The 24,385-nt window shown below is 57.4% G+C and carries 20 protein-coding genes; 9 read left to right on the top strand and 11 right to left on the bottom strand.

Going from position 1 to position 24,385, the window contains the following annotated elements:
- Positions 1-109 precede the first annotated feature (109 nt).
- Both UH5x_RS25925 and epmB read right to left on the bottom strand, forming a co-directional pair.
- Positions 110-1,855 carry an ABC transporter permease gene (locus tag UH5x_RS25925; protein ID WP_482634155.1) on the bottom strand — a complete coding sequence of 582 codons (1,746 nt, stop codon included), beginning with the start codon at positions 1,853-1,855 and terminating at the stop codon, positions 110-112.
- 79 nt (positions 1,856-1,934) lie between these two features.
- Positions 1,935-3,083, bottom strand: a complete 1,149-nt coding sequence (gene epmB / locus UH5x_RS25920; RefSeq protein ID WP_482634154.1) for an EF-P beta-lysylation protein EpmB — start codon at positions 3,081-3,083, stop codon at positions 1,935-1,937.
- Between the two features lie 45 nt (positions 3,084-3,128).
- On the opposite strand from epmB, the gene efp reads away from it, so the two are divergent.
- From efp to UH5x_RS25905, 3 genes are all read left to right on the top strand, one after another.
- Positions 3,129-3,698, top strand: a complete 570-nt coding sequence (efp, locus tag UH5x_RS25915; RefSeq protein WP_236696252.1) for an elongation factor P — start codon at positions 3,129-3,131, stop codon at positions 3,696-3,698.
- 97 nt (positions 3,699-3,795) lie between these two features.
- Complete coding sequence (mgtE, locus tag UH5x_RS25910) at positions 3,796-5,145, top strand: magnesium transporter (RefSeq protein WP_047814654.1); 1,350 nt, start codon at positions 3,796-3,798, stop codon at positions 5,143-5,145.
- Positions 5,146-5,221: 76 nt separating this feature from the next.
- The gene (locus tag UH5x_RS25905) at positions 5,222-6,067 is read left to right on the top strand and encodes a sugar phosphate isomerase/epimerase family protein (RefSeq protein WP_482634153.1); all 846 of its coding nucleotides are present in this window, start codon (positions 5,222-5,224) and stop codon (positions 6,065-6,067) included.
- 114 nt (positions 6,068-6,181) lie between these two features.
- Here the strand turns inward: UH5x_RS25905 and UH5x_RS25900 are convergent, their stop codons facing one another.
- Positions 6,182-6,937, bottom strand: coding sequence for a PEP-CTERM sorting domain-containing protein (locus UH5x_RS25900; protein WP_482634152.1), 756 nt, complete (start codon positions 6,935-6,937; stop codon positions 6,182-6,184).
- Between the two features lie 642 nt (positions 6,938-7,579).
- Here UH5x_RS25900 and UH5x_RS25895 point away from each other — a divergent pair.
- Positions 7,580-8,950: a sulfatase gene (locus UH5x_RS25895; RefSeq protein ID WP_482634151.1), complete on the top strand. Its 1,371-nt coding sequence runs from the start codon at positions 7,580-7,582 to the stop codon at positions 8,948-8,950.
- 1,009 nt (positions 8,951-9,959) lie between these two features.
- On the opposite strand, the gene UH5x_RS25890 is transcribed toward UH5x_RS25895, so the two are convergent.
- Together UH5x_RS25890 and UH5x_RS25885 are read right to left on the bottom strand one after the other, a co-directional pair.
- Positions 9,960-10,427 (bottom strand): hypothetical protein, encoded by a 468-nt coding sequence (locus UH5x_RS25890; RefSeq protein ID WP_047814755.1) that lies wholly within the window; start codon positions 10,425-10,427, stop codon positions 9,960-9,962.
- 84 nt (positions 10,428-10,511) lie between these two features.
- Complete coding sequence (locus UH5x_RS25885; RefSeq protein ID WP_482634150.1) at positions 10,512-11,375, bottom strand: hypothetical protein; 864 nt, start codon at positions 11,373-11,375, stop codon at positions 10,512-10,514.
- A gap of 175 nt (positions 11,376-11,550) precedes the next feature.
- Between UH5x_RS25885 and UH5x_RS25880 the strand changes: the two genes are divergently transcribed.
- From UH5x_RS25880 to UH5x_RS25860, 5 genes are all read left to right on the top strand, one after another.
- On the top strand, positions 11,551-12,711 hold the full coding sequence (locus tag UH5x_RS25880) for a DegT/DnrJ/EryC1/StrS family aminotransferase (RefSeq protein WP_173442655.1): 1,161 nt from the start codon (positions 11,551-11,553) through the stop codon (positions 12,709-12,711).
- A gap of 116 nt (positions 12,712-12,827) precedes the next feature.
- Positions 12,828-14,792 carry a tetratricopeptide repeat protein gene (locus tag UH5x_RS25875; protein ID WP_482634149.1) on the top strand — a complete coding sequence of 655 codons (1,965 nt, stop codon included), beginning with the start codon at positions 12,828-12,830 and terminating at the stop codon, positions 14,790-14,792.
- Positions 14,789-15,856, top strand: coding sequence for a MotA/TolQ/ExbB proton channel family protein (locus UH5x_RS25870; RefSeq protein WP_482634148.1), 1,068 nt, complete (start codon positions 14,789-14,791; stop codon positions 15,854-15,856). The genes UH5x_RS25875 and UH5x_RS25870 overlap by 4 nt, the downstream gene beginning before the upstream one ends.
- Complete coding sequence (locus UH5x_RS25865) at positions 15,856-16,254, top strand: ExbD/TolR family protein (protein ID WP_482634147.1); 399 nt, start codon at positions 15,856-15,858, stop codon at positions 16,252-16,254. Before UH5x_RS25870 ends, UH5x_RS25865 begins: the two co-directional genes overlap by 1 nt.
- Positions 16,255-16,272: 18 nt before the next feature.
- Positions 16,273-18,171 (top strand): prenyltransferase/squalene oxidase repeat-containing protein, encoded by a 1,899-nt coding sequence (locus UH5x_RS25860; RefSeq protein ID WP_482634146.1) that lies wholly within the window; start codon positions 16,273-16,275, stop codon positions 18,169-18,171.
- A 72-nt stretch (positions 18,172-18,243) separates the two neighbouring features.
- Here UH5x_RS25860 and UH5x_RS25855 read toward each other — a convergent pair whose 3' ends face one another.
- The 6 genes from UH5x_RS25855 to UH5x_RS25830 all read right to left on the bottom strand — a co-directional run bounded on the left by UH5x_RS25855 (position 18,244) and on the right by UH5x_RS25830 (position 24,300).
- On the bottom strand, positions 18,244-19,980 hold the full coding sequence (locus tag UH5x_RS25855) for a pilus assembly protein TadG-related protein (RefSeq protein WP_482634145.1): 1,737 nt from the start codon (positions 19,978-19,980) through the stop codon (positions 18,244-18,246).
- Between the two features lie 153 nt (positions 19,981-20,133).
- Complete coding sequence (locus UH5x_RS25850) at positions 20,134-20,610, bottom strand: TadE/TadG family type IV pilus assembly protein (RefSeq protein ID WP_047814646.1); 477 nt, start codon at positions 20,608-20,610, stop codon at positions 20,134-20,136.
- Positions 20,611-20,619: 9 nt separating this feature from the next.
- Positions 20,620-21,069, bottom strand: coding sequence for a TadE family protein (locus tag UH5x_RS25845; protein ID WP_482634144.1), 450 nt, complete (start codon positions 21,067-21,069; stop codon positions 20,620-20,622).
- Positions 21,070-21,080: 11 nt separating this feature from the next.
- Positions 21,081-22,016, bottom strand: coding sequence for a type II secretion system F family protein (locus UH5x_RS25840; RefSeq protein ID WP_482634143.1), 936 nt, complete (start codon positions 22,014-22,016; stop codon positions 21,081-21,083).
- Positions 22,017-22,018: 2 nt separating this feature from the next.
- Positions 22,019-22,963 carry a type II secretion system F family protein gene (locus UH5x_RS25835; protein ID WP_047814644.1) on the bottom strand — a complete coding sequence of 315 codons (945 nt, stop codon included), beginning with the start codon at positions 22,961-22,963 and terminating at the stop codon, positions 22,019-22,021.
- Entirely contained in the window at positions 22,960-24,300 is a 1,341-nt protein-coding gene (locus UH5x_RS25830; RefSeq protein WP_102017582.1) for a TadA family conjugal transfer-associated ATPase, read from the bottom strand. The genes UH5x_RS25835 and UH5x_RS25830 overlap by 4 nt, the downstream gene beginning before the upstream one ends.
- Between the last annotated feature and the right edge of the window lie 85 nt (positions 24,301-24,385).

Here is a 24,385-nt window from a genome sequence, read left to right as displayed (position 1 = left end):
GGAAGAAAAATTGCATTCGCTATCACATCGTTGATAGCAAACATTTCGCAACCGGGGCTAACGTCCAAATGGCTCACATGGTTGTGCCCGATCATTCCAGCCGACCTGCTTAATGCTTCGGGCGCAGCTTCCAGGCGATCAGGCAGGCCGCCAACGCAATGACCAGCAAACTGCAGACGAAGTACCCGATCACCAACACCGGTTGCCCCGCGTAAGACGAATCTCCACGCATCAAGAGCGGTCCGATCGGCAGCGAAAACAAAGCGGAGAAGGGACTGGCCACCCCCGTCCATTCAATCCACTGCTGAACAGTTGATGACAGCCCCAGCGTCGACGCCAACACCCGAGCGCCCGGCGGAACCGCGTACAACACGATCAAGGCCAGGTAGGTGGTCATCAAGGCCATCGACGTGCGTTCTTGATACAGCGAGGCGGTCATCGCGATCACTGCGTTGACGATGCTGACCACAACGGGGATCGCAAACATACCAACGATCAACGGCCAACTGGAATAAAAATCCGTGTTCAGCCCCACGCCCAGCAGCATCGGCCAAACCAGGAAACTGGTCAGTACAAACGCGACCCGAAAGCCGACGATGAACTTGCCCCAAAAGATCTTCCAAGGCGACAACGTGGTTGTGATCAACAGATCCAACGTCTGCCGCTCACGTTCGCTGGTCATCGTCCCGGCCAGAAACACCGGTCCAACCAACATGTTGAACACGATCACATAGACCGCGAACCATGGGGCGTGCGGGGTTTGCCAAAACAACAGTGCTCCCATCAACGGGATCGCGAGCAAGATGCTGATCTGAATCACCAACCGCAGCATCAACGTGCCCTGGCTGAAGATCTCACCGTGAATCTCTTTGTCATAAACCGGGTTGGCACCATCGGCCATCAACGTTTCTCGTCGTGGCGGTGCGAACAACCGATCGGGGAATTGATCGGGCTGAATCACCAACCCAACGGCTTCCGCCGCTTCTTGTTCCAGGTCCACGACCTCCTTGCCTTCGCTGCCCACGTCCGGCGGATACAGCATCCGGGAAGCCGCCGCGGCACACATCAGCGTAACGGCCGCCAGGGCAAACGCGGGCACCACCAACACGACCACTTTGAGCCGCAACAAACCATCCCCGGCCAGCATCTGCCACATCAACACGCCACCGATCACCAACGGCAGAATCAGCAAGTAGCTGACCACCAACGAATTGCTGGTCCGTGAAAAGTAGCTGCTGCAAAACACCCCGATCGCGCCAAACAGCACCACCGAGATGAACAGCCCCAGATAGGCCGCCGCGACCTCGTAGACGCTGACTCCACCGAGCGGCAAGAACAGCACGATGATGGGCAGCGACGCGACAATCAGCAGCGCCAAATGGGTCAGTGCGGCGACCAATTTTCCCAGCACGATCGCACTCGGCTTCAATGGGCTGGCCAGCAACATCTCATAGGTTTGCCGTTCCTTCTCACCGGAAATGGTCCCCGCCGCGAAACTGGGGGCCATCAACGATGCGATCACGTATTGGCCAAGGAAAAACAAATCGACCAAACGACGCGCCGAGGGCGGGTCCTGGCTGAGATCCAATCGCTCGTCGTCAGGCCAAGCCACCAAGGTGACCGCGGCCAACACCAATTGGTAAACCAGCAACAGCAGGAACGATCGGTTCGTTCGCAAATTGACCAGCAACTCTCGTTGCAGGACCGGGTTGTTACGGAACGCTGCGACGGGATTGAAATGCAAGGCGTTGACGACCGACGCAAACGACGCTTGCAGCCATGCTGACACCGGATTGGAAACACTGCCGGAGGTCGCGGCAGAGGAAATCGGCGAATCAGCGATCGGCTTGTTCAATGCAATTCTCGATGAGTGGCGATCAACCCAGAAACACGAATGGCACGTCCTGGCTTTGCCTCACCGGAACGAACTCCCATCAAAGCCGTGTCTTGGATGCTTGACCGGCTTGCTCGCACACAAATCGGGGAACGGCGAAACCGGGCAGACGCGATTCTAACTCACGGATCAGCGCGCGACCACGATCCTGGTCGACTTCGAAGTGAGCCGCCCCACGAACTTTGTCCAGTTGGTGCAAGTAATACGGCATCACTCGCAAATCAATCAGCCTCCGGCACAACGATTCCAGCACCTCCGCGTCGTCGTTGACGCCTCGCAACAAGACGGCTTGGTTCAAAACCGGAACCCCCGCGTCGACCAATCGCATCAGCGCCGCGCCTGTTTCGGCATCCAGTTCGGCCGGATGATTGCAATGAACGACCACCCACGAAGTCAATCGAGAGGATCGCATTCGTTCGATCCATGCATTCGTCACTCGGGACGGGATCACAATCGGCATCCGCGTGTGCCAGCGCAACCGGCGGACGTGCGGAATCGCCTCGATTTGCTGCATCAAATCGGCCACCGAATCATCGGTCAGCGTTAGCGGATCGCCCCCACTGAGCAGAACCTCCTCGATCGAATCCTGCTCCCGCAGGTATTTCAGGGCCAACTCGAGGTGGTCGCCGCGACTGCTGTTTTCGCTGTACGGAAATTCGCGACGAAAGCAATATCGACAGTGAATGCCGCAGGCGCCCGTCGTGATCGCGAGTGCACGACCGTGGTATTTGTGCAGCAACCCCGGTGCAACGGCGGCGTGCAAATCGCCCACCGGATCGCTGCTGAAACCCTCGGGCGAGACGGCTTCCTCGGGCACAGGCAACACTTGCCGCAACAGCGGGTCGTTGGGGTCGCCGGGCTTCATTCGCGAAGCAAATTCCAGCGGCACAAACACGGGAAAACCGTGGTCTTCGGCGACCTGCGAGTTGTCGAGAGCACCCGCTGGAGGGTCCAAATTCAGGTGTTGGCGCAATTCCCCCACCGAGCGAAGGGCCCGCTTCATCGAGCCACGCCAATTCGCGGTTTCGGGTTGTGCTTTGGTTTGCAAGGACTCTCGTTTCAACTCATCGCTTTTTTGCACAGAAACATCGTCGGAACCTTGGTTTTGAGGCGGTTCCCCCACCGGGACAAATTCGGTTTTGGCCGCTAAACTGCCCCCACGAACGTTTCCTCCCAGGACTCGGTTCACTGATTATTTTCCGTTTGGCTTTTCCGATTGATAGTGGAGCCCACCGTGGCAACGTACAACACCAGCGATTTTCGCAAAGGACTGAAGGTTCAAATCGACGGCGAACCTTATTTGATAACCGAAATGAACTTCGTCAAACCCGGCAAGGGCAACGCGATGTACAAGTGCAAGATGAAAAACTTGATTCGCGGCACCTCGCTGGACCGGACGTACAAAGGCGGCGACTCGCTCGAAGCCGCCGACGTGGAAACAACCACGGTGCAATTTTTGTATCGCCAAGGCCAAGACTACGTGTTCATGGACGGCACCACCTTTGAGCAATACGAAGTCCCCAACGACGTCGCCGGCGACATTTGGAAGTACCTCAAGGACGGCACCGAGTGCTCGATGACGCTGTACAACGGCGCCGCGATCGTGGTCGAGCCTCCTCAGCACGTGCACCTGGAAGTCACTGAGTGTGGCCCCGGAACCAAGGGCGACACGGCCACCAACGTCACCAAGCCCGCGCTCGTCGAAACCGGTGCTGAGTTCAACGTGCCTGGATTCATCAAAGAAGGCAACGTGATCAAGATCAACACCATCAACAACGAATACGTCGAACGCGTCAACAACTGACGACGCCTCATTCGGCAACGTGGTTGCTGGGAGGAATCAACGCTCGGAACAGTTCCGACGCAACCGGATTCGATGAATTCAGTCTCTCGAGGTCCAGATGGTCAACACGCTCTTCCTGCCCGAACTTCGCGAAATGCTGCAACTCGGTCAGGAGACTGACCTGCGGGAGTTCTGCGTGACTCTGAACCCTGGCCGCACGGCCGAGTTCATGGAAGGGCTGGAAGACGCCGAGGTCTGGGCGGTGTTGCAACACGCCGAACCCTACCGGCGAGCCGAGATTTTCGGTTACTTCGAAGAGGACCGAAAGCTGAACATGTTGACTCGGGAGCCGGCCGATCAGGCCGCCGAGTTGATCGAGGAAATCCCACCCGATGACCGCGTCGACCTGATTCACGCTTTGCCAACGGCAACGGTCGAAAAGATCCTGCCGCTGTTGCCGGTGATCGATCGCCGTGACATCGAACGATTGCGTTCGTATGTCGAGGGCACCGCTGGCTCGTTGATGACGACCGACGTGGCCAAGTTGGCCGAACGCTTCACCGCTCGCGAAGCGCTCGAAGAACTCAGTCGCCAAGCCAGCGACTTGGAAACGATTTACTACCTGTACGTCGTCGACGACAACAACTTGCTGCGCGGCATCGTGTCGGCTCGGCAACTGGTTTCCGCGATCAGCAACACCACCAAAACGCTGGGCGATTTGATGGAAACCGACGTCGTCGTCGCGCTCGTCGGCGAAGACCAAGAGTCCGTGGCGAATAAAGTCGAACGGTTCAACTTGCTGGCCATTCCCGTGGTTGATTCGGGACGTCAGTTGCTGGGCATCATCACTCACGACGATGTCATCGATGTTGTGCGAGAAGAATTGACCGAAGATGCCCAGCGCATCGCCGCTGTCGCACCGCTGGAAGATGACTTCCTGCGAATCGGGTTGATCAAGCTGTCGTACAAACGCGGCATTTGGTTGACGATCCTATTCTTCGCCGCGTTGCTGACCGCATTTGCCCTGCGAGCCTACGAGGATGAACTGAATTCCTTCGCGTGGCTGGTTTGGTTCATCCCGCTGATCATCAGCGCCGGTGGCAACTCGGGCAGCCAATCGGCAACCTTGGTCATCACCGCCATGACCGGTGGCGAAGTCAAGAACAGCGATCTACCGCGAGTGCTTTCGCGGGAATTCGTTGTTTCGTTGCTCCTGGGCAGCTTCCTCTCGCTGATCGGCTTTTTGGTTGCTCTGGCAATTGCCCCGACCGCCTGGGCAGCCCTCGTGATTCCCTGCACGCTGTTGTCAGTCATCTTCTGCGGCTGCATGTGCGGTGTCACGCTGCCAATCTTATTCAAACGAATGGGTTTGGACCCCGCTCTGATGAGCAACCCCTTTGTGGCCGGAATAGTTGATATCTTAGGCATCGTGATCTACATCAACGTCGCTCGCGTGCTGCTCGGCTGAGAACGGCTCGGCAGACGCAGTCCCTTCCGCGTCCCGCCTCACACTTCTTCGACCTACTCTCTGAAAGGACCGTTTTATGTCTTCATGGCCCCTTGGTGTATTTGCTTCCATCGACGCGGGACTGGGAGTCGCTTGGCCAGTCATTCGTGAATTGGGAGTGCCAACGATTCAGCTGCACGCCCCACACGCTGGCAACCGAACCGCCGAAGCCGCTCAACAATTCAAAGCCCAGTTGGATGAATACGGCGTCCAGTGCACCGCCGTCTTCGGTGGGTTCGAGGGCGAAAGCTACGCCGACATTCCAACCGTGATCAAAACCGTCGGTCTGGTTCCACCCGCGACACGCCAATCACGCTTGAAAGAGATGATGGAAATCAGCGACTTCGCTCGCTTGCTGGGCGTCGACTGCGTGGCGTTGCATGTGGGATTTGTTCCGCATGATCCATCCGATGAAGACTACGAAGGCATCGTCGAGGTCACCCAGCAACTGTGCGACCACTGCCGATCCAACGAACAGTTTCTGCACCTGGAAACCGGTCAAGAAACCGCGGACGGACTGCTGACGTTCATCGACTCGGTCGAACGCGACAACCTGAAAATCAACTTCGATCCCGCCAACATGATTCTGTACGGATCCGGCGACCCCATCGAAGCGCTTCGAAAAGTGGGCTCCCATGTCCGCAGCGTTCACTGCAAAGACGGCCTGTGGAGCGATCAGCCTGGCGTCACGTTTGGACGCGAAGTCCCCCTGGGACAAGGCGACGTCGGCATGGAAACCTACCTGCAGACGCTGAGAGAAATCGGCTACGCCGGCCCACTGACGATCGAACGCGAAATTCCGGAGGACCCCACGCGTCAAAAGGCAGAGATCGGAGACGCAATCGAACTGCTCACCAAGATTCGCGCCGACGTGTTGACCTGAGTCTCAGTGTTTGCTTGCAAGCATGGCATAGAAAACGCCCATCGATTCCGGTGATCGGAAAACACCAATCATCCTTCGAACTCAATGGGCGACATTCCATTCTGGACCAACTCCCTATGCTTGGCTTGCCGGCCCAGCAACTTTGCGTCGGCCTCTCCAACAGGCACCGCCGAAACCAACGACTCCCAGCAAAGCCAGCGAAGAGGGTTCAGGAACGGCGGAAGCTTGCAATCCCGCGTTGGTAAGACCAACGAACACATTCCCATCGAGCTCTCCAACTCCAGTAACGCCGACATCGGTCAATCGCAAACTGATCGCATTGGTAGCTAACCCAGAACTACTGATCCCGTCGCCGGATAGCAATTGCTCGTTCAGAATCAACGACGCACCTCCCAAGACCGACGAGAGATCGATCCCTGTGTTTGCGGCGATCGATCCATTGAGTGTGGCACCGACTTGGACGCCCGACACGCTGATCTGCAAGTTCGTAACGTCCATCGTTCCAATGGAACTCAGCGAGCCAAAATCACCATCCACCGCTGAGTTCACTGTGATCGCATCTGCAGTGATCGAAATCAGATCCACTGCAGCCAATTCAACGACGGACAAGTCAAGATCTTCGATCACGTGACTGGAATTCGCGTTCCTAGAACCTGACAGTCCGTCGACATTCGATGCTGCAAAGGACGTCACCGAACTTGCCGTCACGTCCGCAACGTTCCCCAACGAAATGACCGGGATATTGCCGGCATTCGCGGCGACATTCAAAACCGTCTCGGTATCGGTGTAAGGTGCCGGCGATGTGCCAAACGCTGGTGCCAACCCATTGATCTGGGCGTCGACCACAACACCACCTCCTACTAGTGGCAAAAGATCCAATTCCAAATCCACTGCAAGAAAATCGGACGAACTATTGCCTCCGACCACGGCAGCTCGAGCAACTTCCGACGAACACATGATGGCACAGATCGCACATCCAAATAATAGCCGCCTCATTTGCAACCCTCTTAACGTAGAAAGAAAAGTCAGCCTGAACGTCCAGGCCATTTCACCCTATCAATTCTTTGCAGGGGGAAAGCAGAGAATTTTGAAGATCGAGGGATAACCCTTTCTGTCTTTACGTTCACAGATGGGTCTTTGAATACGATGAAGTCACATACAAACGATCAGACACCGCCCTGACATTCGTTCCCCTCTTTCAATTGCCATCAGAACGACGCCCCCCCAATCAAGGTAAAACTATCGTTTCTTTCAGCTCCCATCAAACACCTGGCCGTTCCCTCACACAGGATCCCAGCAGCACCAAGCAGTCATCTACAATCTGATTCTGCAAGTAAGTCGGCGAGTGCCTTTCGGCATGGAACCGGTTTTGGCGAGCGTGGTTGCTCCCACGTACAACCGGGGCGAACCCCAATCGACTCGCACAGTTATGCCCGATCATTCCGGCCGAGCTGCTCGACTGGATCTCCGATTTCCACCTTCCTCTCCCCACATTTCCCCATCCATTCTGCCATGTCTTTCAGATTGCTCTGGATCGTTCTCTGCATTGCGTTTTTCTCTTATCAGACGCACGTTCCCGCTGCCGAAACAGTGACGAAGAAACAACCCAATGTGTTGATGGTGGCGGTTGATGACCTCAATCATTGGTTGACGTTCATGGGGCGGAATCCTCAAGCCCAGACACCCAACTTTGATCGGCTGGCCAAAATGGGTGTGGCGTTCACCAACGCCTACTGTGCCGTTCCCGCTTGTGAACCATCTCGATGTGCGTTGATGGGTGGGCGTCGCCCTTGGACAACCGGTTGCTACAAGAATGGCGACCAGTGGAAGAAGCACCAACCCGCGGGCGATGGCCTGTCCGCTCAATTCCTGAAAGCGGGATACAACGTTTTTGGTGCGGGTAAGATTTATCATTCGATGGACTACCATCCCTCCGAATGGACCGCTTACATGTCCAAAAAAGGTTTGTCTTCGAACGGTCCCGGTGTTCAAAAGATGGATGGATTTCACAATGACAAAGTCCATCCCGACCTGCAGGATGAGGACCTGATCGATTGGCACACCACGAACTATTGCATTGATCGATTGAATGAGGGATCCGACCAACCATTCTTCATCGCCTGCGGTTTGTACAAACCCCATTTACCCTTTGTTGCTCCCAGAAAGTACTACGACGCGTTTCCTCTGGATTCGATTCAGCTGCCGCCCCACCGCGAAAACGACCTGGATGATTTGCCCCCAGCCGGTCTGCGGATGGCGGGTGCCGACAAAGACCACAAGAAATTCTTGAAATCTGGCCGCTGGAAAGCTGCGATTCAGTCCTACCTTGCGACCTGTGCCTACACCGACATGAACCTAGGCCGGTTGCTTGATGCGTATGAAAGCAGCCCGCAAAAGGACAACACAATCCTGGTCCTGTGGACCGACCACGGTTGGTCACTCGGCGAAAAACAACACTGGCGCAAGTTCGCTCTGTGGGAAGAACCAACGCGAACCCCGATGATCTGGGTCGTGCCTGGAATGACTTCTCCCGGAACGCTTTGCGAACGAACCGTCGATTTGATGTCGGTCTATCCGACGCTGTGCAAACTGTCCGGCGTGCCCATCCCGGATCACGTGGAAGGTCGTGAGATCACATCGTTGCTGGAGAACCCGACCTCCGAGTGGAATGTTCCCGCGATCACGACGCACGGGTACGAGAATCACGCGGTGCGAAGCGAACGGTATCGCTACATCCGATACGCCAACGGGGACGAGGAACTGTACGACAGCCAAAACGACCCGTACGAGTACGAGAATTTGGCTGGCAAACCGGAGCTCCAAATCGTCAAAGACGAGTTAGCGAAATGGATGCCAAAGGATGCCGCCAAGCCCACGCGCTAACCGAACCGGCATCCCTGCCGACTCCGCGCCTTGATCGCGACTTCCCTGCAGCTTGCAGAAGGCGGCATAAAACCAGGGCGTTGCCCTGGGCTGATGAAGATGAAATCAACCAGGCGGTTTGGGCGGTTTCCGACGAATGGTATTGATACGGCGTTTGTCGCTATTGAAAAAGTTAAAGTGCAAATTGACAATTGTAAAATGCCGGAATGCGTGGATAAAATCGCATCAATTTGCATTTTTCAATTGTCAATTTAACTTTTTCAATGAGTTGCATTCGGTTCGCACACTTACCATCCTGCCAACATTTTTATCAGCCCAGGCGTTGCCCTGGGCTAGAGTAGGATCCGCCCGTTGGGCTTGTGGCGCATCTGCGACGGGTGCGTCTTTCAAAGGTGAGCGTCCTGCTGTCAACCGGCAACGCGCAGCAGCGACCGCAGTCCAGGCTCTCGGGAGTTCCCACAGCTCCGAAAGGTGCCAGGCACCTTCTGGAGATTCACGTCTGCCGCCGCTCCGCGGCTTGAGGGGCGGCGGTTTGCAACCGAGACCTCGGGTTGAAACCCGAGGCTGACAACTGCCACCGCTCCGCGGTTGTTGGCTCCCACCCCAACACGCACAACCAGTCACGGAGCGACGGCAGCCGAAAGCCTTGGGGTTTCACCCCGCGGTCAGCCTTTGCCGAAGGCATGAAGCCTCGAAGGTTGCGCCTGCTCCCGGCACCCTCAACGGTTGGCGGGGAACGCGGGCGGGTCCAGAGGGACGGCGCGGAGGCGATTTGGTTTTGACGCAGAGGCGGTGAGACGCGGGAACGCTGAGACTCACCCGTTGTCCAGAACTCAACTTCAATCTTCCAACCTGTTGAATCCGCCAATACACGCACCCTCTCTCGCGATTCGGATCAGTCGGCGAAACCGCATTTGCGGAGCAGGTGACAGGAAAGAACCGTCGCTACGAAAAAACCCAGTTGGGAATTCCAACTGGGTTTCGTTGTTTGGATTGATGCGACGTTGTATCAATCGTCGGTCTTTTCGGCTTTCTTTTGGAAACCTTTGCTGAACGCTTTGTCGTTGAAAACCAACTCAGCTTGCTTCTTGTCTTCGGTGCTTTCGACTTTGCCTTTGCAATTGTTGCAGCAGAAAGCGACTTTGGCACCGTCAACCGTGATGAGTGTTTCGGCGTTCAGGTCGCCGCCACTGAAGGGGCAGGCTTTCTGTTCGTACTGCTTGGTTTGCACCAGTTGACGGTTGGCCTGAGTTGAAAACGTCTCGGGCGTCTTGGCGAACTTGCCTGCACAGCCGTTGCAACAGAAGAACACCTTGCCTTCTTTGTACTCCGCCGATTTGCTGGCCTGGGCGTCGCGAGGTGCGACGACGCATTTGACGTCTTTCAGGTCCACCGCTTTCTCGGCAACATCGGCGGCGACCACGGTGGTGGCGGCGACCAACAGGACAGCCAGAGCTGAGATCCAACGTTTAGCCATCGTTTGACTCTTTCCAATCAAAGGAAACGGATCGCCGCCGAAAATCGTCGAGCGGCGAATGGACGCAGTTTGCGAACGTTCAAGCTAAGTCGTGGGGGGGCCCGATGTCAAATCCGGATCGCTGGGTTTCGCCGCCGATTTGGCTTTCATTCGGGCTCGCGCGGCCTCCCAAGGGCTGAGTGGAGCCGCAGGGACTTCCTCCGCCGGTGCGGGTGCAGCGGGCGACTCGGGCTCGATTGCGGATTCAGGCTCAGCGGCTGGTTCAGGCTCGACTGCAGGTGCCCGCTCGGATGCGGGTTCCGGCACGGTCGGCGGTTCCGGGGCGGCTGGAAGCACATCTGCCGGCACTTCAGCAACCGGCACTTCAGCGACCGGTTGAGCTTCTCGCTCAGCTTCAGGGGGCGCCGCTTCCACGACGGGCGCCTCGGGCTCGGATACTGCTTCCGACTCAGGATCGAACACAGAAAGCTCTGGTTTCGCCTCCCAAGGTGAAACTTCGGCAACCGGTTCGCCCACCGGATCGGGGTTGGTTTCGGCCACGGGAGCCGGACCCGGCTCGCCTGCGGCCTGAATGGTTGCTTCGGGTTCCGAGCTCGGCCAAACCGATTCGGAATCGTCGCCCGCGAACTTTTCCGCGGCCAATCGCTCTTGTTTCTCTTGTTTTTTGGCCAATCGACGCGCGACATGCTGAGCGGCCAAGTCCTCCATCGAATGCACCGTTTCAGGTTGCTCCCGGCCAGTTTGCTTCAAATACAACTCGGCGATGAATTCCTTCAGGGGCTTTTTCCAAGGCTGGTCCTTGATATTCGAGTAGCTTGGAAATCGGCGTGGTTCCAGCCCCAATTCCCGAGCCATTTGGACCTCGGCGTGCGTCAAACTGTATTGTTTCCGGATTGTTATCCAGGGCAGAAATTTGTGTGGGATTCTGGCTTTTTTGTTCTTCGCCATGTGGTTTTCGTGAAATTGTGGGGAGATTCTTGGAGTGCGTCGTCGGTGGGTCGGTCTTGACGTTTGATGTGGGAGCACCGTATTGAAGCAGAAGTGTTTCAACGCGTCAGTGCGTCGACACGGTCGAAAATGGACTTTCGACTATCCCGCATCAATTTCACGGAAGAGTCTCGCCATGACTGCTGGTACCCCCGGCGTCCCTCTGCTGGATGTCAATCGCGACAACGCCCCGCTCCGCGACGAGTTTCTCGAAGCGTTGACCGAAGTGCTCGACAGCGGCCGTTTCCTGTTTGGCCCGGATGTCACCGAGTTGGAAAACGAAGTGGCAGCTTACACTCAAACGCCCAACGCGGTCGGATGTGCCTCCGGAAGCGACGCTTTATTGCTGGCGTTGATGGCCCTGGACATTCAACCGGGCGACGAAGTCATCGTGCCCAGCTTCACGTTTTTCGCGTCGGTCAGCTGCATCACCCGACTGGGTGCGACGCCGGTCTTTGCTGACATTCTACCCGATACCTACAACGTCGATCCAGAATCAATCGCGTCGTTGATCACCGAAAAAACAGCCGCGATTATTCCGGTTCACTTGTTCGGTCAGTGTGCCCAAATCGATCGGATCTGCGAAATCGCGGCCGAGCACAAGATTCCCGTCGTGGAAGATGCCGCTCAAGCCATCGGTGCCGCCTACAAGGACCGGCCTGCCGGCAACTGGGGGACCGTTGGTTGCTTCAGCTTCTACCCCACCAAAAACCTTGGCGGGATGGGTGACGGCGGAATTCTGACCGCAACGGACGCCGGGTTTGCCGATCGTCTGCGATTGTTCGCCGGTCACGGCATGCGTCCGCGTTATTACCACCAAGTCGTCGGCATCAACAGCCGCTTGGACACGTTCCAAGCCGCCGTCCTTCGCGTCAAACTGCGTCATCTCGATGCCGCCGTGGAAGCCCGCACAATCAACGCCAATCGCTACACCCGTTTGCTAACGGAAGCCGGTTTGGTGAGCGATGACCAGTTGGTCACGCCCTACCACGACCCCCACGCTCGCCACGTTTGGAACCAGTACACCCTGCGAGTTCCCGGCGGCCGTCGAGATGCTTTGCGAGCTCATTTGTCGGAGCGCAGTATCGGATCCGAGATCTACTATCCGGTGCCGATGCATCACCAAGAATGCTTCCAAGACGTCCCTTTCCGCCACGACGGATTGAAACACACCGAAGCGGCCAGCGCGGAAGTGCTGAACCTGCCGATCTTCCCATCGTTGACCGAAGCGGAACAAATTCGCGTTGTCGAGTCGGTGGCGTCGTACTTCCAACAAGCCAACCGCGCCGCGGCTTGAACGAAGCAGAATCTCTGAACGGGCGAGTCTCCAAAGTCACCGGACTTCTGGAGCCTCGCCCGATCTTCATCCAAGACGGCTCTCTGAATCCCTCCTCTCGATCTTTCGATTCAGCCATGACTGTGACTCACAATCAGTCGAACCTTCTCTTCCTCCGAAACACGTCACGTCCCTTTCCAAGGGCGTCTCGCTGGAAACGGCTGGGTGCGTTGGTGATCTTGAGCGCGTTGTTGGTGCCCTCGTTCGCCCTCGCTGATGAGTCCAAACTGGCCTCCGCCACAGGCCTGCTTTTGCAACAAACGCACGGTGCCGATTGGGAAGAAGCGATTGCCACGGCGCGCACCATCGCCGCCAACGAGAGTTCCTCGATTCGATCCATCGCCGCGTTGGTTCAATTGGCTCGCCGCTTGGACGCCACCGGCAACCAAGTCGAAAGTGCAGCGGACGTGCACGACATGGCCGCCTACGCCGTGATGCGTCTGAAAGAAAACGACCCTGATGCGCTGACCGCGGATCAAGCCGCCAATTTGTTGCTGAGCGCCGCCAACGGCCTGTCTCGTTCCAGCCGGCACATGGACGCACACCGCTGGCTCAACGAAGTCCACCAGTTCGGCGTGACCACCCCGGAATGGACGGGGACCTGCATGACCGTCGCCTCGGGATTGCTGGACGAAGGCCATCTCGACCAAGCACAATCGACCTATCAAATGGTCATCGAAAGCGGCGACAGCCCTCAACTGGCCACCGCCCGATTGGGACTGGCTTGGTGCACTGCCATGTCGGGCGAAGACGACCTGGCTGCCTTGACTGCCATCGACCAGTTCTTGCAGCACCATGCGGACCACGCGGATGTGCCATCCGCGTTGCTGATGAAGATGTCCTGTCAGTTTCGGACCGGAAAATCCGACGCAGCGGATCAAACACTGCAGCAATTGCTCTCTCAACATCCGGATTCGGGGGCCTGCCTGCAAGCCATTGTCTCGCACTGCAACAACCATCCACTGGAACCGTGCGACGGTCCACTGGCAGAGCATTTGATCCAGCACGCTGATCGACTCGTTGCCTCGCCCCAATTCACATCGATGCTGAAACCTTCCGCCATTGGGTTGTTGGTGTCCGCCGAACAAGAGCACGCCGATGCGGAGCAAGCGTTTGCCAATGCGATCGCGACCCGCGACGAATCGGGCGACACGACCGCCGCGATCCTCGAACACCTGACTCGCAACGACCAAGATGCAGCCGCGCAACGAATCGCAGTGCGTTGGATCTCACCCGTCGCCGCCAGCAGCCCGCAATCGGACCAAGACGCCGAAGCGGTCATCACGGCCGGTGTGCGCGAATCGGCTTGCCGCTGGGCGGGCCGAACCTCGAACTGGTCCATTCTCGCGATGGCCGCCAAAGACGAAGAAGCGTACTTGGATGGAAACGAACAAACGTCCCAACTTCGCGGACGCAACTTGCACGTCGAACGTCTCTTCGCAGAAGCCTTGTTGCAAACCGGCGATGCCAAGTCGTCGCTGAAATGGTGGCAACGCATCGTCGACGAAGGTGGCGCGGACGACTTCCCCACCCTGCTTCGCCTGGCCGAAACCGCCTCCTCATCCGGGTCGATCACCGAAGCCGCCCAGCGACTCGCCGCCGCTCGTGCAGCCATCTCCCCCACCTCGCCTCAGTCGGCCTTGGTGAACTTGCTGGCCGCTGACGTGGAAATTCGCCAATTGAATTTTGACCGCGGGCGTTCGCTGCTTGAAAGCGTCGTGAGACTCGGGTCAGCCGACGAAGACGCTCGCGGCCGAGCTCAATGGATGATTGGCGAAACCTACTACATGCAAGAACGTTTTGGCGAAGCGATCGATGCCTACCGATTGGTCGAAGGCATCGGTGGCGAAGGCCAATGGACCGCCGCGGCCCTGGTGCAAGCCGGCAAATCCTTTGAACAATTGGGGCGGACACGCGAAGCCGCCGTCTGCTATTCCACTTTGGTGCGTCGCTTTGCGAACAGCCAACATGCGACCGGAGCCCGCCGCCGATTGGCCGCGTTGTCACCGGACGCCTCCTCTGAATCCCCACTTCGACGATGAATTCACATCGAAACGAGACTCGTCCCAACGCCAACCGGGTGCGTCCAACGCTCGCGGTCGCGTCGCGATTTTTACCGGTCGTCGTGCTGACGATTGGGTTGTCGATTTGGTCGAACTGGCATGGCGCCGTCATCGCTCAAAACTACGGCAACCAAGGTTTCAACCAACCGCGAAGCAACAACGGGTTCGGCAACAACTACAACACCCCGTACAACTCCGGCGGAACTCAAAACTCCTTTGGCGGGGGGCAATTTGGTGCCTCCCAACCGGTCGCCCAAATCGCATCGAACACCCCCGACCGCAACGCGGGTGGCATGTCGATCCCAGAAGCCCCCGCGACGGATCAACTTGCGGGAGAAGGCGAAGCTGCCGATGGATCCGAAGCCAGTTGGGAACCACCCGCATTCATCAGCAAGATTGCTGAAGGCGGCATGCTGATGATCCCATTGGCGGTCTGCTCACTGATTGTCTTGGGTCTGTCGATGGAACGCATGATCGCACTGCGTCGCAGTCGCGTGATCCCCAAACCATTCGTTCGTCGATTCACCGAATGCGTCGAAGACGGCCAACTCAGCTATGAAGAAGCCACTTCGATCTGTGACGAATTCGATTGCCCGGTGGCAGAAGTCTTCCATGCCGCGGTCCGTCGATGGGGCCGACCGATGATGGAAATCGAACAAGCTGTGATCGATGCGGGCGATCGCGTGGGCGATTCACTGCGTCGTTTCCTACGAGTCTTTCATGCGATCAGCAACGTGACACCGCTGATCGGATTGCTCGGCACCGTCCTGGGAATGATCCAAGCCTTCGAAACCATTGCTGACCCCAGTGCGGGCGAAAGCGATTTGCTGGCCTCGGGAATCAGCACCGCGCTCATGACCACCGCCGGCGGACTCAGCGTCGCGATTCCTGCGTACTTGGCTTACATGTACTTCGGGGCCAAATCGGATGGCTACCTCGGCGAAATCGACAAACTCTGCCAACGAGTGATCGATTGCATTTCCGCCGAAGGACTTGAAAACGCAGGCACGGCCAAGGCTCCTCGTAAACGACGGGCCGCCTGATGAAACGCAATCGCGGAACCGAAGAGGCCACGATCAACCTGACACCGATGATCGATGTGGTGTTCCTGCTGGTGATCTTTTTCATGGTCAGCAGCAAGATGGACGCGAGCGACAGTGGCGTGCAAGTCAATGTGGCTTCTGCCGACATGCAGTCGATGGCCCGCACACCCGATCAACGGATTGTCGAAGTTCGCAACGACGGTTCGCTGTTGTTGGACGGCACTCCGATGTCGTCCGAACAATTGACAGAAACTTTGAAGCAACAACGTTCGGTCTATCCCGGCCTGCAAGTTTCGGTGCGTGGCGACAGCGACAGTTCGCTTCACCACGTCGTGAAAGTCATGCGTCAAATTGAACTCGCCGGCGTGCAAAAGATGGGCGTCAGCGAACGACGCTAACCCGTTTTTGATCCGCTTATGCCAACCGTTTCCTCCACACCGATGATCCCGGTCGCCGACGCATCCGAAGCGCCGCCGGTCGCTTCGTGGGACAACTTGGAAACCCTCTGGGCCGACCCCAACATCGTGCGGGTGGTCGCCCTCATCGCGGTGACCTTCTTGATCATCACGATCGTTCTGTTCCGCCGCCGCAAAGCCAGCGGTCGGGGTGCGGCGATCGTTTGTTTGATCTCGTCCGTTGTCTTGCACGGCGTGTTGATCCTCTACGTGCCCAAACTGTCTGTGTTTTGGTCCGGTGGCGGCCCGGCGTCTGATTCCGACGCCAACGCTGGTGCGGCTGACATTGCCGTGTCGATGTTCGATCCCGAGATGTTGGAAACGCTGCAGGATTCCTCGGAAGCACCCGCCGAACCATCGCCGCTGGCAGCGCTCAAATTGCCCGAGCCATTGATCCCGGAACGCGAGATCGAAGCGGAATCGTCCGAGTCACTCGCGGCTGACGAGGTCGCCTCCGAACCGGAATCCGATCCCACTCCGCCGCCCACGGAGATCCCGTTGCCATCGATGCCCGCCGTCCTTGCTTCCGCCGCGATCCCCACGCAACCCGCGCCGACCGAGTCAAGTGATACCGTCCCGGCCGACGTTCTCGATGCCAATATCGACGACTGGTTGCAAACGGCCTTGGCAGATCCCATCGCGGAACCCGATCAGGAACCCACTCAACCATCTGCACCGGAAATGGCTGCCCCGCCATCCGAGGCTGGCGAATCCAACACCATTCGCTCCACCGAGACCGATGCCATCGCCAAGATCGCCTCGGTTCGTCCAGCGACCTCCCTGCCCAAGGAACCTTCTGCCGGAACGATCGATGAAGACTTCGCCTCACGATCCGGAGCGGCGAAAGCCCATGCCCTGATTCAAAATGGTGGCGACGCCGACACAGAGGCCGCTGTTGAAGCGGCACTGAAGTACTTGGCATCGCAACAACGCAGCGACGGAGCCTGGGACCCCAAGACAACCGGTGCCGGTCAAGAGCGTGCGCCCCTGGGATTGCATCGCGGCGGCGCGGGTCGCAATGCCGAGACCGCGATCACGGGGCTGGCCTTGCTGTCCATGCTGGGCTCTGGCCACACCCATCAAGAAGGCGAGCATCGCGACACGGTTTACCGTGGCCTCGCATTCCTGTTGTCACGGCAACGCGCCGATGGATCTCTGGCCAGCAACGCGTCCGTCTACGCGGCACACTACAGCCACGCGATGGCAGGTCTGTCTCTTGCCGAAACCGCTGCCATGACCGCCGATCCTTCCGCCATGGAAGCCGCCCGCCGCGCGGTTGCCTACACCCGTTCGATGCAACATCCTGTCACCGGTGGATGGCGGTACAACCGTGGCGACGCCGGCGACCTCAGCCAACTTGGATGGCAAGCCCTCCTGATCGACTCGGCAGATCGTTCGGGTGCCGCCCCTCTCAATCGTCGCATGTCCGACGGCATCGCCCGCTTCTTGGATTCCGTTCGACGTGGTCATGCCGGCGGGCAAGCTTGCTATCGTCCGGGCGAACCCACATCCCCAACGATGACGGCGGAGGCCCTGGCAACTCGTTTGTTGATCGGGCAAAAACTTCCCGACGCCACGATCCGCGAAGCCGAATCGGTCTTGCTGGCCAACTTGCCCGGCCAAGGCCCCGACAACTATTACTACTGGTACTACGCCACGATGGCGCTGCACCAACTGCAGGACGACGCCTGGGAAACCTGGAATGCAGCTCTCAAGCAACGTCTGCTTTCGACGCAGTTGCCCGACGGGTCCTGGTCCGATCAATCCCTGTGGGGCGGCTACGGCGGCACCGTTTACACCACCTCGATGGCAACGCTGTGCCTGGAAAGCTACTACCGACACTCTCGCCGACCCGAGTAGTGTTTGCCTCGATCGACACCTCCAATGATTCTTAGCCCAAAAGATTGCAACTGGAGCTTCTGCCCCACCGGATCACTCAACCAAGAAGACATCCTGGGCCGCTGAGAACAAGTTCTTCGGAGCCAGCCGAGTGGTTCCCAGCGTGACCACTCGAGCGGTTCCCGCTGCAATCTTGAGGTCGTATTCCGCAGCGGCTCCAACCAATAGGACGTGCCCCCACTTCGCATAGATTGTGCCCGCCAGATCGTTGTTGCCGATCAGCTGCTGGCACTCCATCACGATAGGCCTCCGATCCGTTGGATGTTGAAAGATCAACATCTCGTCCAACGGACTGCCCGGCAGATTCACGCCCGTCAACTTTCCGCCTGGCAACAAAGGTGCGATCACGACGCTCGGCACGATGTCGGTGGTCCCGTGAGCCGGCGGGTCGCCGTCCCCACTTGCCTCGTCAACAAAGTTGCCCGCAGAATCGAAGGCGGCCGCATCGGTGATGTAGAACATCACGCCCTCTGCCTGGATCGGCCCCAGCAAGCACAGCGAAATCTCCGTGACGGGGTTCTTTCCACAAATCACATACACACCGGGTTCAAACGTGACGCCACCTGTGGGAGCGATCACGGTCATCGATCGATACACGCCCGGCGAGAAGGTTGTGTTGCACAGGGCATGTTCAATGGGATCCCGCACCGTGTCGAACAAAGGCTGCAACAAGAACGACAATCCTCCTAACACTTCGTCCAGCACCACCTCCGCGCCGCTCGCGGACAACGTGACGCTGACAATGTCCGTGTCCGGAGCTGACACGCCGCCCACCCCACCACTCAACAACGGCGAGGGCAAACCTTCCAGTGGATTGGGCACAGGGGAACGATTGGCTTGCAGCGGTGAACTTTCACCCGTCTCGAACGGCAAATAACACCACTCGCGATCCACTCCGCCAACCACCCGAATGTGCTCGGCCTTCAAGCGTGTGGTCGACAACAACGGCATGCAGGCGATTCCGTGTGGGTAACCAAAATCAATCCCAACGCACTTGCCACGTTCGTTGACGCCTCCCCAAGTGTTGTTGACATGCACGGATCCATCGACCTCCAAGCATCCCAGCCCTTCAATCTCAAGTCCTGCTGTGAGTGCTGGCAAGTGCAGCGACAAGGCATTGGAAACAACATCGTCGAGGATCTCCGCCGTCGCCTCCATCACGCCCTGCAGCAATTCGTTCTGCAGCAGGCCACTGACCACGCCCGACAGCAACGGGACCGTCGAAAGGATCGGCCCCAATTCAAATTGATTGACAGCCAAACTTTGCAGTTCGAGACGCCCCAGGTTCTGCAACAACGTTGGCAAATCGGCGATCGAGAGGGGTGCCGGGTCGGGATCCAAAATCACAATCGCGGCCCCGGGGTTGACCGAGTCCACTCCCGCAACCGATCGCGTTACCATCGGATGCTCTCGCAAACCGCCGAACAAGTTGACGAATCGCGAACCATACGTGTCCGAGGTGACGACCTCAACGTAGTTTGAATCTCCTTGGTAGGCACCTTCCGAAGGCGGCCGATGAACCACCACGTTGGCCGCCCCAAGTGCATGACCATTCGCAACCACATCGGCGGCAACGGCCGACATCTGATCAGCCCGTCCCGCTAGCAGGTTCAGTGCGGCGGCGGTGGCGGCCGAATCGGTCGCGTGCTGCTGCACCCACTGATCCGTTGCGATCAACCCGCCATCGAAGACCAGACCGGTGAATGCAAACAGAGTTGGCAACAGAATCGCCAACGACACCAAGATCTTCCCCTCGCGTTTGCAACGCATCCCAGCCGACTTGTTGAATGAAACAGCGTCGTGATCACAAGGATTGGCAGCTTTCAAATGGCACATGGAACGACCTGGTCAAGTTGGAGTGGCTGGTAGCGAAAATCGGCAAGACTTTCGACAAGGGAGATTCAAAACGAAAGCACGGTCGACCTAGTTGACAATCGTCATGGTGGACGAGCCTTCCAAGTCAAACGGGCCCCATGGCAAGATGCCGGGAACAATCGACGTGTGTCGATATTCCAGCTGAACTCGAACTCGGTCTCCTGGCCGATTGTCGCCATCCAACCAAGTCATTTGCACGCTGACGTCTTCCGGTTCCATCGTTGGAATCGAGTGTTGCAACGAGGCCACCATTTCGGACGCGTCAACGACCGCACCGCTGTAAGCCGCTGGCCCCCAACTTCCACTGCGTTCGGGAACCATCGATCCATGAATGACCGCACTCCGGCCAGCACGACGAGCCGCATCCGACAACGCATTCATTCGCAGCGCCGCAATGCCGAGATCGAGCATCGCAAACAATCCCCACAAGAAGATCGGCAATGTGAACACGGCTTCCACCATGCTCGCTCCGCGTCGTCGGTTTCCCAACGCATGAATCGACCGTCGTTGCTTTGAAACAATCATGCCACATCCCTATCGAAACTGGTGAAATTCGGCGTGGTGATGAACTTGGATTTCCTTGGGAAGTGCCGGCCACTGAACCACGGTTCGAAACGGCACCGTCACTTCTGTTTCCACCACCCGGACGCCACTGGGTAGCTCACGAAAAGTAACGTCGATCACGGAATCCGCCGGATCGACCGAGGCAAGATTGCTCAGTTCTTCTCGCATCACATCCACCACATCGCTTCGCCAATCGGCTTCGGTTGCCTCGGTGAACCGATTCAACGCTCCGCGCGTCGCTCCGACGCGAGCCGCGTTGGCGACCAATTGCCGAAACTGAATGACTCTCGCGAAATCGCAACAGGCGAACACGAGCAACAAGAACATCGGCAACACGATCGCAAATTCGGTCGCGGTTGCGCCGGCACGTTGGCCTGGTGCGTCGCCGATTTTTCCCCTGCGGCGATGGATCCACCTCATTTCCAGAACTTTCATTGACCCGCAAACGCCTCCTGGATCTTGAATGCCGCCGGACTGACCAACACGATGAAGATCGCCGGAAAGATGAACAACATTGTCGGCAAAATGATCTTCACCGACGCCTTCTGTGCGTTCTCTTCGGCGGCTTGTTCACGTTGAAATCGCAACATGTCAGCGTGCCCGCTCAACGATTCAGAAACGTTCGTCCCGAAACGCTGGCCCTCACGGATCAAAGAACTCAGCGTGCGAAGTGCATCGTAGCCCGATCGATCCGCGAACCGACGGATCGCTTTGTCGACCGGTGAACCAAGATCAATGTCGTGTTGGACCAAATCGATTTCGTGAGTGAACCCGGGATGAATCCAACGCAACTCTTCTCCCACCTGTTTAACACTCTCTTGAAGACTCAACCCAGCGTCCAAGCAGACCACCATCAGGTCCAGGAAATCGGGCAACGCCGCTCGCAGCATTTGGTGATACTTTTTGACGGCTCGGTTCAGCCACATGACTGGCAAGGAGTAAGCCAGCAACATGAACAGCGAACTCGCCAGCACCGCCCAGTTCAGCGGCAGGTCCCCTCGGAACCAAAGCGATCCCAGAACGAGCGGTGGCACCAACAGCAACAACCAACGCAGCACCGACAGCTTGCGATGCATACCGCGATGATGAATCCCTGCGTTGATCAGCTGACTCTCAAGGTTCAGGCTGTTTTGGCCACTGAACCAAGACGCCCCACTCTTGGCCACTTCTTTGGAGGCTCCGAAGTCCGATGAGTCTCCGGGACCGACGTCTTCCAACTCATCCTCGCGAGCCATTTCGGCGACACGGCCATCCACGATCCGCCAATACGGATCCCACAGCAAAAATGCCAGGTAGATCAGAACCGACACGGTCGCAAAGATGCCACCGATCGCAATCCACTGCGTCCCCATCAAAAAACCAAACATATTCAATACTCAAAGTGGACGATTCGACGGATCAACAACGCACCAATGCCTTGTGACACACCGGTCGCAACAAGCAACCGAGGACGTTCCAAAAGCGTTTCCGCGTATTCAGGCGAAAACAAAACGATGGCTCCCAAAGCAACAAATGGCAGCACCATCAGGACCAAGGCCTGCATCCGGCCTTCTGCCGTCAACGCCTTGATCCGATCTCGCAGTCGCAAACGCTTGGTCACCATCTTGGACAGGTTGTCGAGCAACTCGACCAAGTCACCTCCCGATCGATTCTGCACCAACAAAGCGACAACAAAGATCCGAAGCTCCATCACCTGGTTTCGCTCGGCAAGCTTTCGAAACGCGAGCTCACGCCACATTCCCAGTTCTTGCTGCTCGTAACAAAGAGCGAACTCTTCTCGAATGGGTGAGGGACAATCTTCGGCGATCATTTGCAACGCTGAGGTCACTGTCTGCCCCGACCGAACGGCGCGACTGATCAACTGGAAGACTTCCGGCAATTGCCGACTGAGTTGCTGGTTCCTTGCGTTTTGCTTGGCGAATAGAAACACGAACGGCAACATCATCCCAATCAATCCCGTCGCGATTCCCAGACGGATGTCCCAGTACGCCCCCAACATCGCACTCACCAACGCCAGCACCGAAACGGTGATCCACCATCGCTTCACGGTCCACGGAATCCCCGCTTGGTTCAACAGAGTTGGTAACGAGGAGCCTCGGAACAATCCCTGAAACATGCTGTTCGAACCGGATTGCGACCACTCTTTGAACAACGATGCCGAGTCAGTTTCATCCAATTCACGGCTGAGTGTTGCCAATCGCTCGTGAATTCCAAATTGGTATCGCAGCACCTGTTGATACAACACCGTGCTGGCCCCGAAGACCATGATCGCGACGATGAAGAAGATGCCAATGAATATCAACCAAGTGATCATCGTGACCTCCGCAAACCGTTGACTCGTTCATCGGCAGTGATCGTTTCCCGAAAACTGGACGGGGCAAACTTCCGACCGGCGCGTCCCAAGCGATCCAGGCATTGGGGGATGATCCCCTTCGCCTCAAAACGCCCCTGGGTCCGACCTTCGTCATCCACTCCCGCCTGCCGATAGACAAACAAGTCATGCATGTTGACCGTTTCTCCGTTCACACCGGTGACTTCTGATATCTGAACGATTTTGCGTTCACCGCCCGGCATCCGCGTGACGTGGACAACGATGTGAATCGCCGAAGCGATTTGCCGATGGATGAACCACATGGGCAAATCCGTCGCCGCCATGCTGACCAACATCTCCAATCGATGAATCGCTTCCCGAGCATCGTTCGAGTGGATGGTCGACATTCCACCGTCGTGTCCCGTGTTCATTGCTTGCAACATGTCAAATGCCTCGGCACCTCGGCACTCACCCATGATGATGCGATCGGGTCGCATTCGAAGTGCGTTGCACAACAGATCCCGAGACGTCACTTGCCCTCGGCCTTCCAAGTTGGATGCGCGAGTTTCCATCCGGGCAACATGAGGTTGTTGCAGACGCAATTCCGCCGCGTCTTCGATCGTGGCAATCCGTTCTTCCTTGGGCACAAACGCTGACAGCAAATTCAAGAGAGTCGTCTTGCCGCTGCCCGTCCCTCCCGAGATCAGGATGTTCATTCGGGCTTGAACGCAGGCGGCTAGAAACTCCAACATCAGCGGGGTGGCCGAGTTCGATTCAATCAACGACTTGGCCGTGATCGGTTTGGCCGAAAATCGACGGATCGAAACCAACGCACCGTCCAACGCCAACGGTGGAATCACCGCGTTCAATCGACTGCCGTCCAACAATCGTGCGTCCACCATTGGGCTGGACTCGTCAATCCTTCGTCCCACGCGGCCCGCGATTTTCCGCACAATGTCGACCAAGTGATCGTTGTCGCGAAACTTGATCGGCGTTGGCTCCAACACGCCGCCTCGTTCGACGTAAACACAATCCGGTCCATTGACCAGGATGTCTGAGATCGTGGGGTCTCTCATCAACGGTTCCAGAGGTCCCAACCCCATCGTTTCGTCCACCAATTCATCAATCAGTCGCTGACGTTCCGCTTGCGATAGCAGATCGGAGTGCATGCGAGACAAATGCTCGGCACCACGCCGCAATTCTTCTCGCAGACGGTCTTCTTTGACTGACCGTGAAACGGCCATGTCGATCCCGCTGATTAGCTTTTCGTGAATCTCGGCTTTCAATTGTTGAAACCGATTCTCACGGGCTTCGGGATCAATCGTTGCTGATCGAATCATCATGGTTCTCCTTTGGAGTTGGAAGCGGTCCGTCGCAACGAAATGAAATGGTGGTCGGCGAAAGGAAAGTGACTGCGCACCCGAT

This window comes from Rhodopirellula sp. UH5 (assembly GCF_056839225.1).
Note: the sequence above shows the minus strand (reverse complement) of the source record. Positions and strands in the feature narration are given on the sequence as shown.

Coding starts and splice junctions, on each gene's coding strand:
- mgtE (WP_047814654.1), top strand. CDS start 3,796: ATGGTCAACACGCTCTTCCTGCCCGAACTTCGCGAAATGCTGCAACTC.
- UH5x_RS25895 (WP_482634151.1), top strand. CDS start 7,580: ATGTCTTTCAGATTGCTCTGGATCGTTCTCTGCATTGCGTTTTTCTCT.
- UH5x_RS25860 (WP_482634146.1), top strand. CDS start 16,273: ATGCCAACCGTTTCCTCCACACCGATGATCCCGGTCGCCGACGCATCC.
- UH5x_RS25890 (WP_047814755.1), bottom strand. CDS start 10,427: ATGGCTAAACGTTGGATCTCAGCTCTGGCTGTCCTGTTGGTCGCCGCC.
- UH5x_RS25885 (WP_482634150.1), bottom strand. CDS start 11,375: ATGGCGAAGAACAAAAAAGCCAGAATCCCACACAAATTTCTGCCCTGG.
- UH5x_RS25835 (WP_047814644.1), bottom strand. CDS start 22,963: ATGATCACTTGGTTGATATTCATTGGCATCTTCTTCATCGTCGCGATC.
- UH5x_RS25875 (WP_482634149.1), top strand. CDS start 12,828: ATGACTGTGACTCACAATCAGTCGAACCTTCTCTTCCTCCGAAACACG.
- UH5x_RS25830 (WP_102017582.1), bottom strand. CDS start 24,300: ATGATTCGATCAGCAACGATTGATCCCGAAGCCCGTGAGAATCGGTTT.
- UH5x_RS25845 (WP_482634144.1), bottom strand. CDS start 21,069: ATGAGGTGGATCCATCGCCGCAGGGGAAAAATCGGCGACGCACCAGGC.
- UH5x_RS25850 (WP_047814646.1), bottom strand. CDS start 20,610: ATGATTGTTTCAAAGCAACGACGGTCGATTCATGCGTTGGGAAACCGA.
- UH5x_RS25855 (WP_482634145.1), bottom strand. CDS start 19,980: ATGCGTTGCAAACGCGAGGGGAAGATCTTGGTGTCGTTGGCGATTCTG.
- UH5x_RS25870 (WP_482634148.1), top strand. CDS start 14,789: ATGAATTCACATCGAAACGAGACTCGTCCCAACGCCAACCGGGTGCGT.
- UH5x_RS25905 (WP_482634153.1), top strand. CDS start 5,222: ATGTCTTCATGGCCCCTTGGTGTATTTGCTTCCATCGACGCGGGACTG.
- UH5x_RS25865 (WP_482634147.1), top strand. CDS start 15,856: ATGAAACGCAATCGCGGAACCGAAGAGGCCACGATCAACCTGACACCG.
- UH5x_RS25880 (WP_173442655.1), top strand. CDS start 11,551: ATGACTGCTGGTACCCCCGGCGTCCCTCTGCTGGATGTCAATCGCGAC.
- UH5x_RS25840 (WP_482634143.1), bottom strand. CDS start 22,016: ATGTTTGGTTTTTTGATGGGGACGCAGTGGATTGCGATCGGTGGCATC.